This window comes from Pseudomonas sp. MPFS (genome assembly GCF_022537035.1).
Classification (GTDB): Bacteria; Pseudomonadota; Gammaproteobacteria; order Pseudomonadales; family Pseudomonadaceae; genus Aquipseudomonas; species Aquipseudomonas sessilinigenes.
This window is the reverse complement of the sequence record NZ_CP066123.1, coordinates 6,647,031-6,663,828: the sequence shown is the minus strand read 5'-3', so window position 1 is coordinate 6,663,828 and position 16,798 is coordinate 6,647,031. Positions and strand designations below refer to the sequence as shown.

The 16,798-nt window shown below is 65.1% G+C and carries 14 protein-coding genes; 9 read left to right on the top strand and 5 right to left on the bottom strand.

Annotated features, from left to right (window positions below; translation table 11 throughout):
* The first annotated feature begins 135 nt into the window (after positions 1 to 135).
* Positions 136 to 720: an undecaprenyl-diphosphatase gene (locus I9018_RS30670; RefSeq protein WP_068575436.1), complete on the top strand. Its 585-nt coding sequence runs from the start codon at positions 136 to 138 to the stop codon at positions 718 to 720.
* Positions 721 to 744: 24 nt separating this feature from the next.
* Here the strand turns inward: I9018_RS30670 and cadR are convergent, their stop codons facing one another.
* A complete protein-coding gene (cadR, locus tag I9018_RS30665) occupies positions 745 to 1,194 on the bottom strand; it encodes a Cd(II)/Pb(II)-responsive transcriptional regulator (protein ID WP_068575437.1) in 450 nt (149 codons plus the stop codon).
* 88 nt (positions 1,195 to 1,282) lie between these two features.
* Between cadR and I9018_RS30660 the strand changes: the two genes are divergently transcribed.
* The 7 genes from I9018_RS30660 to I9018_RS30630 all read left to right on the top strand — a co-directional run bounded on the left by I9018_RS30660 (position 1,283) and on the right by I9018_RS30630 (position 10,404).
* Positions 1,283 to 3,625: a heavy metal translocating P-type ATPase gene (locus tag I9018_RS30660; protein WP_241108250.1), complete on the top strand. Its 2,343-nt coding sequence runs from the start codon at positions 1,283 to 1,285 to the stop codon at positions 3,623 to 3,625.
* A 107-nt stretch (positions 3,626 to 3,732) separates the two neighbouring features.
* Positions 3,733 to 4,596, top strand: a complete 864-nt coding sequence (locus I9018_RS30655) for a LysR family transcriptional regulator (protein WP_241108249.1) — start codon at positions 3,733 to 3,735, stop codon at positions 4,594 to 4,596.
* 181 nt (positions 4,597 to 4,777) lie between these two features.
* A complete protein-coding gene (locus I9018_RS30650; RefSeq protein WP_068575442.1) occupies positions 4,778 to 5,854 on the top strand; it encodes a putative 2-aminoethylphosphonate ABC transporter ATP-binding protein in 1,077 nt (358 codons plus the stop codon).
* Between the two features lies 1 nt (position 5,855).
* On the top strand, positions 5,856 to 7,580 hold the full coding sequence (locus I9018_RS30645) for a putative 2-aminoethylphosphonate ABC transporter permease subunit (protein ID WP_068575443.1): 1,725 nt from the start codon (positions 5,856 to 5,858) through the stop codon (positions 7,578 to 7,580).
* Positions 7,581 to 7,626: 46 nt separating this feature from the next.
* The gene (locus tag I9018_RS30640) at positions 7,627 to 8,652 is read left to right on the top strand and encodes a putative 2-aminoethylphosphonate ABC transporter substrate-binding protein (RefSeq protein ID WP_068575444.1); all 1,026 of its coding nucleotides are present in this window, start codon (positions 7,627 to 7,629) and stop codon (positions 8,650 to 8,652) included.
* Positions 8,653 to 8,713: 61 nt separating this feature from the next.
* Positions 8,714 to 9,847 (top strand): TIGR03364 family FAD-dependent oxidoreductase, encoded by a 1,134-nt coding sequence (locus tag I9018_RS30635; RefSeq protein WP_241108248.1) that lies wholly within the window; start codon positions 8,714 to 8,716, stop codon positions 9,845 to 9,847.
* A complete protein-coding gene (locus I9018_RS30630; RefSeq protein ID WP_241108247.1) occupies positions 9,847 to 10,404 on the top strand; it encodes a phosphonate degradation HD-domain oxygenase in 558 nt (185 codons plus the stop codon). The genes I9018_RS30635 and I9018_RS30630 overlap by 1 nt, the downstream gene beginning before the upstream one ends.
* A gap of 102 nt (positions 10,405 to 10,506) precedes the next feature.
* On the opposite strand, the gene I9018_RS30625 is transcribed toward I9018_RS30630, so the two are convergent.
* Both I9018_RS30625 and I9018_RS30620 read right to left on the bottom strand, forming a co-directional pair.
* Positions 10,507 to 11,883, bottom strand: coding sequence for a GTPase/DUF3482 domain-containing protein (locus I9018_RS30625; protein WP_241108246.1), 1,377 nt, complete (start codon positions 11,881 to 11,883; stop codon positions 10,507 to 10,509).
* Positions 11,876 to 13,255, bottom strand: coding sequence for a DUF2868 domain-containing protein (locus I9018_RS30620; RefSeq protein ID WP_124347158.1), 1,380 nt, complete (start codon positions 13,253 to 13,255; stop codon positions 11,876 to 11,878). The genes I9018_RS30625 and I9018_RS30620 overlap by 8 nt, the downstream gene beginning before the upstream one ends.
* A gap of 120 nt (positions 13,256 to 13,375) precedes the next feature.
* Between I9018_RS30620 and I9018_RS30615 the strand changes: the two genes are divergently transcribed.
* A complete protein-coding gene (locus I9018_RS30615; protein WP_241108245.1) occupies positions 13,376 to 13,888 on the top strand; it encodes a dihydrofolate reductase in 513 nt (170 codons plus the stop codon).
* 22 nt (positions 13,889 to 13,910) lie between these two features.
* Here I9018_RS30615 and I9018_RS30610 read toward each other — a convergent pair whose 3' ends face one another.
* Positions 13,911 to 14,885, bottom strand: a complete 975-nt coding sequence (locus tag I9018_RS30610) for a transposase (protein WP_241106977.1) — start codon at positions 14,883 to 14,885, stop codon at positions 13,911 to 13,913.
* Between the two features lie 353 nt (positions 14,886 to 15,238).
* The gene (locus tag I9018_RS30605) at positions 15,239 to 16,630 is read right to left on the bottom strand and encodes an L-cystine transporter (protein ID WP_022641662.1); all 1,392 of its coding nucleotides are present in this window, start codon (positions 16,628 to 16,630) and stop codon (positions 15,239 to 15,241) included.
* Between the last annotated feature and the right edge of the window lie 168 nt (positions 16,631 to 16,798).

Below are 16,798 nucleotides of genomic sequence, written 5' to 3'. Positions count from 1 at the left end.
GCACGGCCCCCGGTCGATTCTGCCGTTGCCGTTATCGAGCTTGCCCGGGACGTGTCCCGGGCATTGCCGTGCCGGACGGGCAACTAAGCTCTTATGAGCTGCACTCCTCTTATTTTTCTGAACACGAGCCCCTGAATGGAAGAACTCAATCGCAGCCTGTTCCTGGCCATCAATGCCAGTGCCGACGCCTCGATGCTCATGCGTGAACTGGCGGTTTTCCTGGCGCAATGGGTGGTGCTGAGCGTGCCGCTGCTGCTGTTGCTGTTCTGGGTGTTCGGCGAGCGACGCCAGCGAATGGTGGTGCTATTGGCCACCTTGAGCATCATCCTGGCCCTGGCCAGCAACCTGCTGATTCGCGGCCTGTGGTTCCATCCTCGGCCCTTCATGCTGGAGTTGGGACAGAACTTCCTGGCTCATGCACCCGGCGCGTCCTTCCCCAGCGACCACGCCAGCGGCATGTTCGCCATGGGGTTTGCCCTGTTGCTGGCTTCCCTGCGCAAGACCGCCCTGGTGATGCTGGCCCTGGCATTGCTGGTGAGTTGGGCACGGGTCTACCTGGGGGTGCACTTCCCGTTCGATATCCTCGGCGGTTGCCTGGTGGGGTTGGGGAGTGCCTGGCTGGTGCGCCGCGGGATCGCCTGGCATCAGCTGGACCAGCGTTTGCTGGCGTTGCTGGAAGGGGTCTACCTGCGGTTGCTGCCTGGGCGCCACGGCTCCTGAGAACGTGGCGCCCGTCCTTGCGGCTCAATGGCCGTGGCTGCGGCCGACGTGGGACGGCTCGGCCTCGCTGGGGGCCACCGAACCGCTGACTTCCAGGCGCTGGAGAATGCCGCAGTGCTCAAGGTCTGGCGCCTCGCTGCAGCGCTGGCGCAGGTCCACCAGTTGCTCTTGCAGGGCCAGCAAACCGTCGATCCGCGCCTTGACGTGATGGATGTGCTCGTCGATCAGGGCGTTGACGCTGGCGCACTGGTCCTGGGGGCTGTCCCGCAGATTCAGCAGGCTGCGGATCTCTTCCAGGGTCATGTCCAGGCTGCGGCAGTTGCGGATGAAGGTCAGGCGCTCGCTGTGAGCCTGGGTATAGAGGCGGTAGTTGCCTTCGCTGCGAGCCGGTTCCGGTAGCAGTCCTTCGCGTTCGTAGTAACGGATGGTCTCGACCTGACAGTCGGTGAGTTTCGCCAGTTCGCCAATTTTCATCGCCATCGTCTCCGAATAGGTGCTTGACCCTATAGTGGCTACAGGGTGTTCACTTGGCAACAAGCACCTTTCATACGGACGCGACCCCATGAGCGATTCCCTGCACAATCCGCGCAAGCCCGCCCAGCATGCCCATGCTGGCCACGATCACGATCACGATCACGATCACGATCACGATCACGATCACGACCACAGCCATGCCCACGCTGCCGTGGGCAAGCTGCAGCCGCTCAAGTCCCACGATCACGCCAGTCATGGCGGTTCCTGCTGTGGTTCTGCGGCTGCCGTACCATCCCGGGTGGTCCTGGGCGAGGCATCGGCTGCCGGGGCGCGGTTGAGCAGCTTTCGCATCGAGGCCATGGATTGCCCCACCGAACAGACCCTGATCCAGAACAAGCTGGGCAAGCTGGCCGGCATCCAGGCCCTGGAGTTCAACCTGATCAACCGGGTGCTGGGCGTGACCCACGACCTGCCGAACACTGCGCCGATCGTCGAGGCCATCAAGTCCCTCGGGATGCATGCCGAACCCCTGGAGGCAGGGAGCGATAGCCAGCCTGTCAGTGCGCAGCCGGTGAAGAAACCCTGGTGGCCGCTGGCGCTGTCCGGCGTCGGCGCGCTGGCTGCCGAAGTCATTCACTTCACCAGTGCCGGGCCGGATTGGCTGGTAGCGCTGGTGGCCCTGGTCTCGATCCTCAGCGGCGGGCTGGGCACCTACAAGAAGGGTTGGATCGCCCTGAAGAACCGCAACCTCAACATCAATGCGCTGATGAGCATCGCCGTGACCGGCGCGGTGCTGATCGGCCAGTGGCCAGAGGCGGCCATGGTGATGTTCCTGTTCACCGTGGCCGAGTTGATCGAGGCTCGCTCCCTGGACCGCGCGCGCAATGCCATCAGTGGCCTGATGCAGATGACCCCGGAGCAGGTCACGGTGCAACAAACCGACGGTAGCTGGAGCGAACAGGAGGCGAAAAGCGTCGAGCTTGGCGCGTTGGTGAGGGTGCGCCCGGGTGAGCGCATCGGCCTGGATGGCGAGGTGACCAGTGGCAGTTCCACCATCGACCAGGCACCGATCACCGGTGAAAGCCTGCCGGTGGAAAAGACCGTGGGCGACAAGGTGTTCGCCGGCACCATCAACCAGGCCGGCGCCCTGGAATACCGGGTCACCGCTGCGGCCAACAACTCGACCCTGGCGCGGATCATCCACGCCGTGGAACAGGCCCAGGGAGCACGGGCGCCGACCCAGCGCTTCGTCGACAGTTTCTCGAAAATCTACACCCCGGCGGTGTTCGCCTTCGCCCTGGCGGTGGCGCTGATTCCCCCGCTGTTCATGGGTGGCCTGTGGTTCGACTGGATCTACCGCGCCCTGGTGCTGCTGGTGGTGGCCTGCCCATGCGCCCTGGTGATCTCGACCCCGGTGAGCATCGTCAGCGGCCTGGCTGCCGCAGCGCGCAAGGGCATCCTGGTCAAGGGCGGGGTCTATCTGGAAGGTGGCTACAAGCTGGATTACCTGGCCCTGGACAAGACCGGCACCATTACCCATGGCAAGCCGGTGCAGACCGACTTCCTGCCCCTGGACCCGCTGGCCAACGACAGCGCCCCGGCCCTGGCCGCCAGCCTGGCTGGCCGTTCAGATCACCCGGTGTCCCTGGCCATCGCCCAGGCGGCTGTGGATAAACAGCTGGCCATGCATCCTGTGGATAACTTCGCGGCCCTGGCTGGCCGTGGCGTGCGCGGTGAAATCGACGGCCAGTTGTACCACCTGGGCAACCACCGCCTGGTGGAGGAACTGGGCCTGTGCTCGCCAGCCCTGGAAGAAAAGCTCTTCGCCCTGGAGAAGCAAGGCAAGACCGTGGTCCTGCTGCTGGACAACAAGGGTCCGCTGGCGCTGTTCGCGGTGGCCGATACGGTCAAGGAGTCCAGCCGCGAAGCGATCCAGCAACTGCACGAGCTGGGCATCAAGACCCTGATGCTCACCGGCGACAACCCCCACACCGCCAAGGCCATCGCCGTTCAGGTAGGCATCGACCAGGCCCGGGGCGACCTGTTGCCCACCGACAAGCTGCAAGCCATCGAGGACCTGTATGCCCAGGGTCACCGAGTGGGCATGGTGGGCGACGGCATCAACGATGCCCCGGCCCTGGCCCGGGCGGAGATCGGCTTCGCCATGGCGGCCGCCGGCACCGATACCGCCATCGAGACTGCGGATGTCGCGCTGATGGACGACGATCTGCGCAAGATCCCGGCCTTCATCCGCCTGTCGCGCCAGACCTCGGCAGTGCTCAAGCAAAATATCGCCCTGGCCCTGGTGATCAAGGCGATCTTTCTTGGGGTAACCTTTGCCGGATTGGCCACCATGTGGATGGCCGTGTTCGCCGACATGGGGGTCAGCCTGTTGGTGGTGTTCAACGGCCTGCGCCTGCTGCGCAAATAGGACACCGTAGCTGCAAGCAACTGAGGGGGAATCAGAGTGATGAACTCACGCACACCGGCTTCAGCTTGCGGCTTGCCGCTGAAAGCTTGCAGCCGCGGTAAGCCGTCATGCTGAGTGCCGAGCTGAAGGCTTTCTACATGGTCGCGCGGCTGGGCAGCATCACCCAGGCGGCGAAGAAGCTCGGCCTCAGCCAGCCCACGGTGACCACCCAGATCCGCAACCTGGAAAGCCAGTACTCGGTGGAGTTGTTCTACCGCGGTGGCCGGCGCCTGAGCCTGAGCGACGAGGGCGCGCGCTTGCTGCCGATGGTCAAGGAGCTGTTGCAGAAGGAGGCCGATATCGAGTTCTTCCTGCGTAACAGCGGGCAGGTCCAGGGCACGTTGCGGATCGCCGCCACCGCGCCGTACTACATCCTCGACCTGGTGAAGACCTTCCGCCAGCACTTGCCCCAAGTGGAGGTGTCGGTGGAAATCGGCAACTCCCAGCAGGTGCTGGAGGCCCTGGAGGAATACCGGGTCGATGTGGCGGCCTCTTCCCAATTGCTGGAGGACTCGCGCCTGGTGCGCCGGGTGCTGGGCAGCGACCCGCTGGTGCTGGCGGTGCATCGCAATCACCCCCTGGCGGCCCTGGAGCATGTGCCGCTCAGTGCCCTGGCTGGCCATACCCTGCTGATGCGCGAGCCGGGTTCCACCACCCGCAGCCTCACTGAGGCACTGCTCAAGAGCGCCAACGTCAGCTTTGGCCCGTTGCTGGAGATTGGCAGCCGTGAATCGATCCGCGAGGCGGTATTGCGCAATATCGGCATCAGCATCATCGCCCGCCAGGAGGTTCCCCACGATCCGCAACTGCGGGTGCTGACCATCGAACATGCGCCGCAGATCGTTGAATACCTGTACTGCCTCAAGGAGCGCAAGAACGCACGCCTGCCGGCAGCCTTCCTCGGCCTGGCCCAGGAAATGGCCGGCTGTTGAAATCACCATCCTGGCGTGGGAGCCAGGTTCTTGCCCGATGTGGGATTGGCCCAGTCTTGCTCCCTGCCCATGGAGCAACCCAAATCTGCCAATACCGCTATCGGCAACTTTTATCTGATTGCCATAAGACCTACGCATTCGTTCCCTAGGATGGCCTGCATCTGCCAGATGAGGTCCGTCCATGAACAACTCCCCCGCAACCGCCCTGAGCAACCCTGGCGCGCCGATGAAGGTGCGCGGCATCCAGAAGCGCTTCGGCGCCTTCACTGCCTTGGATAACGTGTCCCTGGACGTGGCCGCTGGTGAGCTGGTGTGCCTGCTGGGGCCGTCGGGCTGCGGCAAGACCACCTTGTTGCGTTGCATCGCCGGCCTGGAGCGCCAGGATGCGGGCGAGTTGTACCTGGGCCAGCGTGACGTCTCGAACCTGGCGCCGCAGGCCCGGGACTACGGCATCCTGTTCCAGTCCTATGCGCTGTTCCCCAACCTCACGGTGGAGGCCAACATTGCCTATGGCTTGGCTGGCAGTGGCCGTGACGAAGCCCGCAAGCGCGTGGCGCAGATGCTCGAACTGGTGGGCCTGACCGGCAGCGAGAAGAAATACCCCGGCCAGTTGTCCGGCGGCCAGCAGCAGCGGGTGGCCCTGGCCCGCGCCCTGGCCCCTTCGCCGTCGCTGTTGTTGCTGGACGAGCCGATGTCGGCCCTCGACGCCCGCGTGCGCGAGCACCTGTGCACCGAGCTGCGCCAGCTGCAGCGACGCTTGGGCATCACCACCCTGATGGTGACCCACAACCAGGACGAGGCCATGTTGATGGCCGACCGCATCGCCGTGATGAACAACGGCAAGGTCGAGCAGTACGCCACGCCCCAGGAAATCTACGATCGTCCGGCCACGCCGTTCGTCGCCGAGTTCGTCGGCCAGGGCAACTGGCTGCCCTTCAGCCGCAGCAGCGACAGCCATGCCCAGGTCGGCGGGATGAACCTGCGCCTGGCCGACGACTCGGCCAAGGCCGCCTCGGGACGCCTGTTCTGCCGTCCGGAGGCCATCAGCGTGAACCCGCCGGTGCATGAGGAAAACCTGTTCCCGGCCAAGGTCCGCGAGATCACCTTCCTCGGCAACCGCTGCCGCATGAGTTTCGAACTCAACCAGTTGCCGGGGCATCCGCTGCTGGCGGAGCTGGCACCGGAGGCCATGCCGCGCCTGGGAGCCCAGGACATCTGGGTGGCCCTGCCACCGCGCAGCCTGCAGGTGTTTGCCTGAGATGGCCGTCGAAATGTCCTTGCCGCTACCCGCCAAACGGGCGCGCCAGGTTTCCCGGGCCGAGATCGGCGATCGAGTGTTTGTCATCGGTGGCAAGGTTTTGCTGCTGGTGTTGCTGGGGGTAGCGGTGCTGCTGCCGCTGCTGGCGATCTTCTGGCGCGGTTTCAGTGCCGAGGCCGGGCAGGGCGGTGGCTGGCTGGCCGCCCGCGAGCTGGTGACCAGCGCCAACTTCCACTGGCTGCTGGGCAACAGCCTGAAAGTCTCCCTGAGCGTGGCCGCCATCGTCGTGCCCCTGGCCTACCTGTTCGCCTACGCCCTGCAACGTACCTTGATCCCCGGCAAGGGCATCTGGCGCGGCCTGTCGCTGCTGCCCTTGATGGCGCCGTCGATGCTGCCGGGCATCGCCCTGGTCTACCTGTTCGGCAACCAGGGCCTGCTGCGCGGGCTGTTCGCCGACAACATCTACGGTTTCTGGGGCATCGTCCTGGGCGAGGTGATCTACACCTTTCCCCATGCCCTGATGATCCTGCTGTCGGCGCTGTCCCTGGCCGATGCGCGGCTGTTCGATGCCGCCTCGAGCATGGGCGCGAGCCCGGCCAAGGCGTTTCGCAGCATCACCTGGCCGGCCACGCGGCAAGCGGTGTTCGCCGCGTTCTGCCTGGTGTTCACCCTGACCATCACCGATTTCGGGGTGCCGGTGGTGGTGGGCGGGGACTACCAGGTGCTGGCCCTGGAGGCCTACAAGGCCGTGGTCGGGCAGCAACAGTTCGGCCGTGGTGCGCTGATCGGCATGGTGCTGCTGGTGCCGGCCCTGTTGAGCTTCGGCGTCGATGCCTGGTTGCGCCGGCGCCATGGCGACTCCATGAGCGGCCGGGCCCAGGTGTTCAAGCCGACCCCCTCGCGGCTGCGTGATGGCTGCTACCTGGTCATCGTGCTGCTGATCTGCGCGGCGCTGCTGCTGGTGTTCGGCATGGCGGTGTACTCATCGCTGGTGAAGTTCTGGCCCTACAACCTGTCGTTGTCGCTGAACCACTACCAGTTCGACGAAACCGCCGGCGGCGGCTGGCTGGCCTATCGCAACAGCCTGACCATGGCCCTGTGCACGGCGCTGATCGGCAGCGTGGTGATCTTCACCGGGGCCTACCTGATGGAGAAAACCAGCGGCCAGCGCGGCTTGAACCTGGCCCTGCGCATGCTTAGCTTCGTGCCCATGGCGGTACCCGGGCTGGTGCTGGGCCTGGGCTACGTCTTCTTCTTTAATCTCAACGGCAATCCGCTGCATGTGTTCTACGGCAGCATGGCGCTGCTGGTGGTGTGCACCATCGCCCACTACCTGACCACCGCGCAGATGACCGCCACCACCGCCCTGCGCCAGCTGGACGCGGAGTTCGAGGCGGCGGCGCTGTCCCTCAAGGCGCCGCTGTACCGCCACTACCTGCGGGTCACGGTGCCGATCTGCCTGCCGGCGCTGCTGGACATCGTGCGCTACCTGTTCGTTTCGGCCATGACCACAGTCTCGGCGGCGATCTTCCTCTACAGCCCCGACACCATCCTGGCCGCCGTCGCCGTGCTGAACATGGACGACGCCGGCAACGTCGGCGGCGCCGCGGCGATGTCGACCCTGATCCTGTTCACCTCGATCGGCGTATCGCTGCTCCTGGCCGGTGCTTCGCGCGGCCTGCTGCGTCGTTCCCAGGCCTGGCGCCAGACGGCGCCCGGTCATTGAATTCACCCAACCACCCACTGATCCGCACTCACCAAGGAACCGCACCATGTTCAAGCCTTTGGCTCTTGCCGCTTCTGTCCTCTGCGCTGTCAGCCTGAACGCCTTTGCTGCGAAGACCGAGCTGACGGTCTACACCGCCCTCGAAGCTGAACAATTGAAGACCTACAAGCAGGCCTTCGAACAAGCCAACCCGGATATCGAGATCAAGTGGGTGCGTGACTCAACCGGGATCATCACCGCCAAGCTGCTGGCGGAAAAGGACCGTCCACAGGCTGATGCCGTCTGGGGGCTGGCAGCATCCAGCCTGGCGATCCTGAATCAGCAGAAGATGCTGCAGAACTATGCGCCCAAGGATCTGGACAAGATTGGCGGCAACTACCGCGATGCCGCCAATCCACCGGCCTGGGTCGGCATGGACGTGTGGGCCGCCACCATCTGTTTCAACACTGTGGAAGCCAAGAAACAAGGCTTGAGCAAGCCGGTGAGCTGGCAAGACCTGACCAAGCCTGAGTACAAGGGCAAGATCGTCATGCCCAACCCGGCCTCCTCGGGCACCGGTTTCCTCGATGTCAGTGCCTGGTTGCAGACCTTCGGCGAGAGGCAGGGCTGGAAATACATGGATGACCTGCACCAGAACATTGGCCAGTACGTCCACTCCGGCTCCAAGCCGTGCAAGCTGGCCGCCGCCGGCGAGTTCCCCATCGGCATTTCCTTCGAGTACCCGGCCGTGCAGCTCAAGCGCAAAGGGGCACCGCTGGACATCGTGCTGCCCAAGGAAGGCCTGGGCTGGGAAATCGAGGCGACTGCGGTGATCAAGGGTACCGCCCACGAGGAAGCGGCCAAGAAACTTGCCGACTTCTCTGCCAGCCCAGCGGCCATGGAGCTGTACAAGGAAAACTTTGCCGTATTGGCCCAGCCGGGTATCGCCAGGCCGCAGACCGAACTGCCAGCGGACTACGAGCAGCGTTTGATCAAGAACGACTTCACTTGGGCCTCGAAGAACCGCGACGAGATCCTCGCCGAGTGGCGCAAGCGTTATGACGGCAAGTCGGAGAAGGTCGCCGCGCAATAACGACAGGTACTTGCCGTGGCGGGGGAGCTTGCTCCCTCGCCATAACCAACGAGACATGAACATGACCAACCACAGCGATCTGCTGATCGTCGGCGCCGGCATCCTGGGCCTGTCCCACGCCTATGCGGCGGCCAAGCGCGGTTTGCGGGTGCACGTATTCGAGCGCAGCGCGACGCCCCAGGGGGCGTCGGTGCGCAACTTCGGCCAGGCCCTGGTGACCGGCCAGCCGCCGGGCACCATGCTGGATCTGGCCAGGGCCAGCCGTGAGATCTGGGCCGACTGGCAGCAACTGGCCGGGCTGCAGCTCAAGCGCAATGGTTCCTACCTGTTCGCCCGTACGGAGGCCGAGGAGCAACTGCTGGAAGCCTTTTGCGCCGGGCGCGCGCGGGAGCATGGCTATCGGGTCGAACTGTTGCAGGGGGCGGCGCTCAACGATTTGTACGGCGGCCAGTTCCGTCATCACCGCGCTGCCTTGCACGGTCTGGACGACCAGCAGCTGTATTCGCGCGAAGCACTGCCGATGCTGATCGACTACCTGCGCCGGGATTTGGGCGTGCAGTTCCACTTTTCGACCCTGGTGCGCGATATCGAGCCAGGCCTGCTGCGCAGCACCGCCGGGACCTTCCAGGCACCGCGCATCCTGCTGTGCTCGGGGCACGACTACCAGACCCTGCTGGCCGAACAGATCGCCGCCCTGCAGCCGCAGATCTGCCGCCTGCAAATGTTGCGCGCCCGGCCCCAGGTCAACCTGAACCTTCAGCATGCCCTGCTCACCGGCCTGAGTTGCGTGCACTACGGCGCCTTCGCTGACCTGCCCGAGGCACAGGCGGTACAGGCGCAGATCCTGCGCGAGGCTGCGCATCTGCATGAGCACGGTATCCACCTGCTGATCAGCCCGACGCCTTATGGCGAGCTGATCATCGGCGATTCCCATGACTACGGCAGCGATCCGTCGCCTTTCAACAGCGAACAGGTGGACAGCTGGCTGCTGGAGCTGGCCGAACAGACCCTGGGCTGCAAGGTCCAGGTGGTGGAGCGTTGGCAGGGTGTCTATGGCGCCCGTGGGCCGGGGCCGTTTTCATTCCTGCAAGCGATGCCCGGGGTGCATGCGGCGTTGATGCACACCGGCGTCGGCATGAGCGTCGGCCCGGCGCTGGCCGAGCGCAACATCGCCCAGTTGCTGGAGGAAGCCTGATGGACCGCGAACGGGCGATCGCCGAGGTCTTCGGCCTGTACGAGCGTTTTGGCGACCATGACTACATCGGCGAGCCAATCTCACAGATCGAGCATATGTCCCAGGCCGCGCAGCTGGCCTTGGCCGAAGGGCACGACGATGAAGTGGTACTGGCGGCGTTCTTCCACGATATCGGGCATATCTGCCAGCAAGATGCCGAGAACATGGGCGGTTTTGGCGTGGTCAGCCATGAACGGCTGGGGGCCGACTACCTGCGCCGGGCCGGTTTCAGCGAGCGTATGGCGAAACTGGTGGAGTACCACGTGCAGGCCAAGCGCTACCTGACCTTCAAGGAGCCGGGGTATTTCCAGCGCCTGAGCGAGGCCAGTCGCCGCACCCTGGAGTACCAGGGCGGGGTGATGACGGCCGAGGAAGCCACGGCATTCGAGCAGGACCCGCTGTGTGCGCTGAGCCTGCGCCTGCGCCAGTGGGACGAACAGGCCAAGCAGCAGTGGGTGCCGGTGATGGACCTGCAGATCCTCAAGGACAAGGCCGCAGCCCTGCTGCAACCCCTGTAGCCGCTGTCGAGCCTGCGACAAGGCCGCCAGGCCTTCAGCGATCTTGCCGCCGCCGTGGCCCTGCGGGCCATGCGCAGCCTGCGGCAGCGGTTACACGCAGGATTACAGGTCCTGGGCCAGGATTTCGATCTGCTCCTGGCGTTCGGCCTGCTCCAGGCGCTTGCCGGGGTTGAGGGACGACCACTGCGGGTGGGCCCGGGCTTTGTCCAGGGCTTGCGGCAGCTTGCCCTCGCGCCAGCTTTTATCCTCGGGGGTGGCCAGTTGGATGCTCTCCAGCGCTGCGTGCCCGCGCAGGTCCAGGGCCTGCACCAGCTGTTTCTGACGCAGGGCCAGCAGGCGTAGCACGCTATCGTCCACGGTCAGTTCGCGCTGGCCCTTGAACTTGCCCAGCAGGCGGTTGCCGTAGCTGCGGGCGGTTTGCAGGGCGCCGCCGGCGATGGCCCCGGCGATGGCCGCCGCGCCCAGGGTCAGGCCACCCACCAGCAGGTCCACTCCGGCCCCGGCCGCCGCGCCAGCGGCGATCCCACTCCCGACCCGGACACCCAGCTGCTTGAGGGTTTCAGGATTGAACAAGTCATCGCCCCAGCGCCCGTCCAGCAATGGCAGGTCGCTGGCGCAGGCGTCCTGGGGGCGGAAGGCGTACAGCTTGAGCAAAGCCTCGACGCAGCGCTGCTCGCGCTGGCGTACGTCCTGGCGCAGGGTGGCGACGGCCTGGCGCTCCTGCTCGGCGTCGCTGGCCACGCTGCGCCGGCATGCCGCGCAATCCACCAGCAGCTCGGCGATCAGCCGTGCTGCGCTGTGGCGGCGTGCCAGGCGCTGGGCCTGCTGGTCGTCGATCAACCGCTGCAGCGCCGGGCGGGCCTGTTCGAGCAACAGCCCGAGGCTTTCGTACAAGCGCCGTTCGCCGTCTTCCGGCGGGGCCACGCTGTCAAACCGCACCAGGGCGTGCAGCCCCAGGCGGGCCAGGGCTTCGCGCCAGTCAGCTTCGCGCTGGGTGGCGCTGCTGACGAAGTTCAGCACCGGCAACAGCGGTTTGCCGCAGCCGGCCAGCACTTCCAGTTCGTCGCGATACTTGGCCAGGACCGGTTCCCGGGCATCGATCACATAGAGCCCGGCATCCGAGGCCAGCAGCTGGCGCAGGACCTTGGCTTCCTGCTCGAAGCGCTGGCGCGCCTCGCTGCCATCGAGAAAGCGGGCCAGGCGCGCCGGGCCATCCAGGCGCTCGCCGGGACGCTCCAAGCGTTCCAGGTAGTCCAGCAGGGCGATGGCGTCTTCCAGGCCCGGGGTGTCATAGAGCTCCAGCAGCGGCTGGCCATCCACCGACAGCCGCGCGCCTTCCACATGGCGAGTGGTGCTGGGGCGATGGGATACTTCGCCAAACTCCACATCCCGGGTCAGGGTGCGCAGCAGCGAGGTCTTGCCGACGTTGGTGTGGCCGACCACCGCCAGTGTCAGCGGCCGGGTGCGGGTATCAGTCATGGCCGGTCTCCAGCCAGTTGAAGGGCGCGCAGTCGGCGAACGGCAGTTGCAGTCGCTCCAGGGCGGCGTGCCAGTCGCCCAGGCGATCGGCGTCCAGGGCCTGGCCGGCTGGGGCCTGCAGCAACCAGATGCGGGTGGCGCCGGCATTGCGGGCCAGTTCGGCGATCAACCCCAGGCTACCGCGGTCGGGGGAGCGCCGAGGGTCGCAGGCGATCAGCAGGCGGGCAGGGGGGAAGCGGCTCATCTGCTCCAGCAGGCGGTGGCGCGATTCGCGGTTGTCGAGGATCCCGGCGTCCTTGACCGCTTCGGGCAACTGCGGCGGCCAGGTGCGTTGGTCGTCCAATTCGATGGCCACCAGCAAGGCACCGCTGCTGTCCAGGCTGCTGCTGCCGCCGGCGATCTGATGCAGGTGTTCTGGCGCCAGGTCGTTGACCCCCAGGCGTTCGCTGCTGGGCATCAGGCGCTCGCGCAGCTGGGCGTAACCGGGCAGCTTGAGGTCCAGTTGCAGGCGGGCCCGGCCGTGGACCCAGCGCCAGCGGCAAAGCAGCATCAGCACCAGGCGCGGCAGCACGCCGTAGATCACCAGCGACGCCACCAGCCACACCGCCCAGGACTGGCGCACCAGTTCGGTGTTGTAGACGTCCCGGGTACTGGCCTGGATCATTTCCACGGTCGGTACGCCGAAGCCCAGGGCCCGAGGGCCGGCACTCAGGAAGTTGGTGATCGAGACGAAGGCGTCGGCCCCCAGCAGGGTGCTCTCCCAGACGAAGTCGTAGCGATGGGTAATCAGTTGCGCCAGCAGCATGCTCATGGCGCTGAGCAGGGCCAGCAGCCACAGGCCGTGGACCAGGGTGCCCAGGGCCCAGCGGTTGAGCTTGTGGCGTTGCAGCAGGAGCAGCAACGCCGGCGGCAACTGGGCGGCCTTGGCATCGCGCGAGCATTTTTCACTGAGCCACAGCCACAGGCGGCCCAGCCCGGAATCGTGGCCGCCGAACAGCAGCAACCCGGCCAGCCAGCCCAGCAGCAGGAGCAGGTTGATCCCCAGCAGGCTGCCCAGGGCCCAGAACACATTCACCGGCTCCCGGGTGTTGCCCAGGGCGCTGAAAGCCAGGCCGGCCCCGCTGAGGACCGCCAGCACCGCCAGGACCAGGAAGGCCAGGCGTGCCCCTTGCCACCAGTGCAGCAGCGCGCTGTCCAAGCCGTCGCGCCGGGCCAGCCACAGGGCCCGGGCCTGGATCCGGCTGGCCAGGTCGCCACCCTGTTGCCGGGCCACGCGGTTGGCTTCCTGGTCATCCAGGGGGCCGGCGTGTTCCTCGCGCAGGCGCACGGTTTCGGTCAGCCACAGTCGTTGCAGGGGAGTCATTGCAGTCACGCGTCATTCCATCGCTCAAGAGTGCGCTGAGCATAACTGCTGCAGCGTTGGTCGGGTTAGATCGCCGGGATTCGCCGTGGGGCGGGAACAGATCCCCGGCCCTCTGGTATGCTCGCCGGCATGAAAAAATCACTCCCTCTGAGCCTGATCGCGGCACTCGCTGAAAACCGCGTGATCGGCATCGACAACAGCATGCCCTGGCACCTGCCGGGGGATTTCAAGTACTTCAAGGCCACGACCCTGGGCAAGCCGATCATCATGGGGCGCAAGACCTGGGACTCCCTTGGCCGGCCGTTGCCCGGGCGATTGAACATCGTGGTCAGTCGTCAGACCGATCTGGCGCTCGAAGGTGCCGAGGTGTACCCGTCGCTGGAAGCTGCGGTGGCGCGTGCCGAGCAATGGGCCCTGGAACAGGGCGCCAGCGAGCTGATGCTGATTGGTGGCGCGCAGCTCTACACCCAGGGCCTGGAACAGGCGGATCGCCTGTACCTGACGCGAGTGGCCTTGAGCCCGCAAGGGGATGCGTGGTTCCCAGAGTTCGATGAACAGCGCTGGAAGCGGGTGTCCGACCTGCCCAACCCGGCGGAAGGCGACAAGCCGGCCTACAGCTTCGAAGTCTGGGAACGAGCCTGAGTTGTAGATACCGTCTTGCCCGTTACCGGGCAAGCGCCAATTTCGGGTCATAAGGATGGCCCGATTTCAGCACGCCAAATACGATGTGCAGCATCTTGCGCATCACCGCACAGACGATCTGTTTGCCCGCTTTACCCTTGGCGCGCAGCCGCTCTTTCATCGCCATGAGGGGCTCACTCATGTTCATGGCGGTGATGCTGGGTAGGTACAACGCTCGGCGGATACGCCCCGAACCAGCCTTGCTGATCAGCGTGCGGCCCTTGAATTTGCCGGATTCGGCCAACTGCGGATTCAACCCCGCAAACGAGACTACGGCCCGGGCGCTACGAAACTCCTTGAGATCGCCCAGTTCGGCCAGGATCACTGACGCGGTCTTCTCGCCGATACCGTCGATGCTCAACAGCAGATCCCGTTTGCCCCGCAAGTCGGGATCATCGTCGACATGCTGCTTGATCATCTGGCGGGTCTGGACGATGTCTTTTTCGATGTGGCTGATGTGCGACTGGATCGATTCCTGAACCACCGTATCCGCCACTTCCTGGCGATTACGTTCCATCTGCAGCATCTCCTGCAGGTCGTCCAGGCGTCGCAGCAGGACCCGTAGCCGGCGGATCGCCACAGGCTCCGGCGCCCAGGGCGTCAAGGGTGACTCGTGCTTGGCCTGGGCAAAGGCGGCCAGCAACTTGGCGTCCACCTTGTCGGTCTTGTAGTTGATTCCTTCGCTTTTCTTGAAGTAATGGACCCGGGCTGGGTTGACCACGATGACTTCGTAACCCTGGTGGTACAGGTGCTCTGCCAGGGCTTCGTGATAAACGCTGGTGGCTTCCATGACGACCCTGGCGTCGGGCTGCGCATGCAACTTGAGCCACTGGTCGAGCTGGGCGAAGCCCTCGGCATTGTTGGGAATCTTGCCGCGTGTGCGGTACTTGCCGTTGGGCAGAGGCGTGGCGACATCGAATGTGTTCTTGGCGATATCGATCCCGATGACGTTAGACATATTCTCTTCCTCGTATGCGCGGGTTGAGGATCATCCATCACTCGGTCTCAGCCTTGTTGATGCGAGCTACCGTGCGATGCAGGGCTCAGGATACCGTTCGGACTTAGCGAGTGAGGTTGAAGAGGAGGAGCTCAATCTACAGTGCAGGCTCAAGGCCTTAGCCGCTGCCCGGCTTCATTCCTCTTCCTCGATGATCAGTCGAGAACTATCGCGTGTGTAAACGCGATAGTCGAGATACAAGCCGCTGCCGAGCCTGCGAGGCCGCGTAAAGGTCCGCAGGACCTTCAGCGATTTCGATGTCCCCGTGGCCCAGCGGGCCATGCGCAGCCTGCGGCAGCGGCTACACGGAGCCGTCAGGCGTGGGCCAGGTCTTCGTGCTCGTCGGCGTCCAGCAGGGCCTTGTCGGTCTGTCCCATCGCCTGGCTGGTGATGGCGCCGGCGGTCATCGAGCCGCTGACGTTCAGCGCGGTACGTCCCATGTCGATCAGCGGCTCCACCGAGATCAGCAGGGCCACCAGGGATACCGGCAGGCCCATGGCCGGCAGTACGATCAGCGCGGCGAAGGTCGCGCCGCCGCCGACGCCGGCCACACCGGCCGAACTCAAGGTCACGATGGCCACCAGGGTGGCGATCCACAGCGGGTCCAGCGGGTTGATGCCTACAGTCGGGGCGACCATCACTGCCAGCATGGCCGGATACAGGCCGGCGCAGCCGTTCTGGCCGATGGTGGCGCCGAACGAAGCAGCGAAGCTGGCGATGGACTGCGGGATGCCCAGGCGCCGGGTCTGCGCCTCGATGCTCAGGGGAATGCTCGCGGCGCTGGAGCGGCTGGTGAAGGCGAAGGTCAGCACCGGCCAGACCTTGCGGAAGAAGCGTAGCGGGTTGATCCCGGCCAGGGCGACCAGCAGGCCGTGGACCACGAACATCAGGCCCAGGCCGATATACGACACCACCACGAAGCTGCCCAGCTTGATGATGTCCTGCAGGTTGGAGCCCGCCACCACCTTGGTCATCAAGGCCAGCACGCCGTAGGGCGTGAGCTTCATCACCAGGCGCACCAGGCGCATCACCCAGGCTTGCAGGGTGTCGATGGCATTGAGCACCTTCTGGCCTTTATCAGCGTCGTCCTTGAACAGTTGCAATGCTGCAACGCCCAGGAACGCGGCGAAGATCACCACGCTGATGATCGAGGTCGGCTTGGCCCGGGCCAGGTCGGCGAAGGGGTTCTGCGGGATGAACGACAGCAGCAATTGCGGCACGTTGAGGTCGGCGACCTTGCCGGCGTAGTCGCTCTGGATCACTTGCAGGCGAGCCAGTTCCTGGGTGCCGGCCACCAGCCCTTCGGCGCTCAGGCCGAACAGGTTGGTCAGGCCGATGCCGATCAGGGCCGCGATGGCCGTGGTGAACAGCAGGGTGCCGATGGTCAGGAAGCTGATCTTGCCCAGGGACGAGGCATTGTGCAGGCGGGCCACGGCGCTGAGGATCGAGGCGAACACCAGCGGGATCACGATCATTTGCAGCAATTGCACGTAGCCGTTGCCCACCAGGTCGAACCAGCCGATGGAGGCCTTGAGGACCGGGTTGCCGGCACCGTAGATGCTGTGCAGGGCGATACCGAACACCACGCCCAGCACCAGTGCCAGCAGGACCTTCTTGGCCAGGCTCCAGGTGGTGTGGCGGGTTTGTGCCAGGCCCAGCAGCAGGGCCAGGAACACCAGCAGGTTGAGGATCAGCGGCAGATTCATTGGGGCTCCGGTAAACATGTGCCAATCGCGGCTCGGGGCGATTGCGAACCGGCAAGCCTAACAGCTTGAAATCTATTGAATTAATAACGATATCGCATGTCGACCGTCGTTTTTGGAATAAGCCGGTGACGCTATAGCACATGGGGTTGGCGCTCATGGGACACGAAA

Excerpts from the sequence above, each read along its gene's own strand:
- I9018_RS30670 (WP_068575436.1), top strand. The coding sequence starts at position 136 with ATGGAAGAACTCAATCGCAGCCTGTTCCTGGCCATCAATGCCAGTGCC.
- cadR (WP_068575437.1), bottom strand. The coding sequence starts at position 1,194 with ATGAAAATTGGCGAACTGGCGAAACTCACCGACTGTCAGGTCGAGACC.
- I9018_RS30660 (WP_241108250.1), top strand. The coding sequence starts at position 1,283 with ATGAGCGATTCCCTGCACAATCCGCGCAAGCCCGCCCAGCATGCCCAT.
- I9018_RS30655 (WP_241108249.1), top strand. The coding sequence starts at position 3,733 with ATGCTGAGTGCCGAGCTGAAGGCTTTCTACATGGTCGCGCGGCTGGGC.
- I9018_RS30650 (WP_068575442.1), top strand. The coding sequence starts at position 4,778 with ATGAACAACTCCCCCGCAACCGCCCTGAGCAACCCTGGCGCGCCGATG.
- I9018_RS30645 (WP_068575443.1), top strand. The coding sequence starts at position 5,856 with ATGGCCGTCGAAATGTCCTTGCCGCTACCCGCCAAACGGGCGCGCCAG.
- I9018_RS30640 (WP_068575444.1), top strand. The coding sequence starts at position 7,627 with ATGTTCAAGCCTTTGGCTCTTGCCGCTTCTGTCCTCTGCGCTGTCAGC.
- I9018_RS30635 (WP_241108248.1), top strand. The coding sequence starts at position 8,714 with ATGACCAACCACAGCGATCTGCTGATCGTCGGCGCCGGCATCCTGGGC.
- I9018_RS30630 (WP_241108247.1), top strand. The coding sequence starts at position 9,847 with ATGGACCGCGAACGGGCGATCGCCGAGGTCTTCGGCCTGTACGAGCGT.
- I9018_RS30625 (WP_241108246.1), bottom strand. The coding sequence starts at position 11,883 with ATGACTGATACCCGCACCCGGCCGCTGACACTGGCGGTGGTCGGCCAC.
- I9018_RS30615 (WP_241108245.1), top strand. The coding sequence starts at position 13,376 with ATGAAAAAATCACTCCCTCTGAGCCTGATCGCGGCACTCGCTGAAAAC.
- I9018_RS30610 (WP_241106977.1), bottom strand. The coding sequence starts at position 14,885 with ATGTCTAACGTCATCGGGATCGATATCGCCAAGAACACATTCGATGTC.
- I9018_RS30605 (WP_022641662.1), bottom strand. The coding sequence starts at position 16,630 with ATGAATCTGCCGCTGATCCTCAACCTGCTGGTGTTCCTGGCCCTGCTG.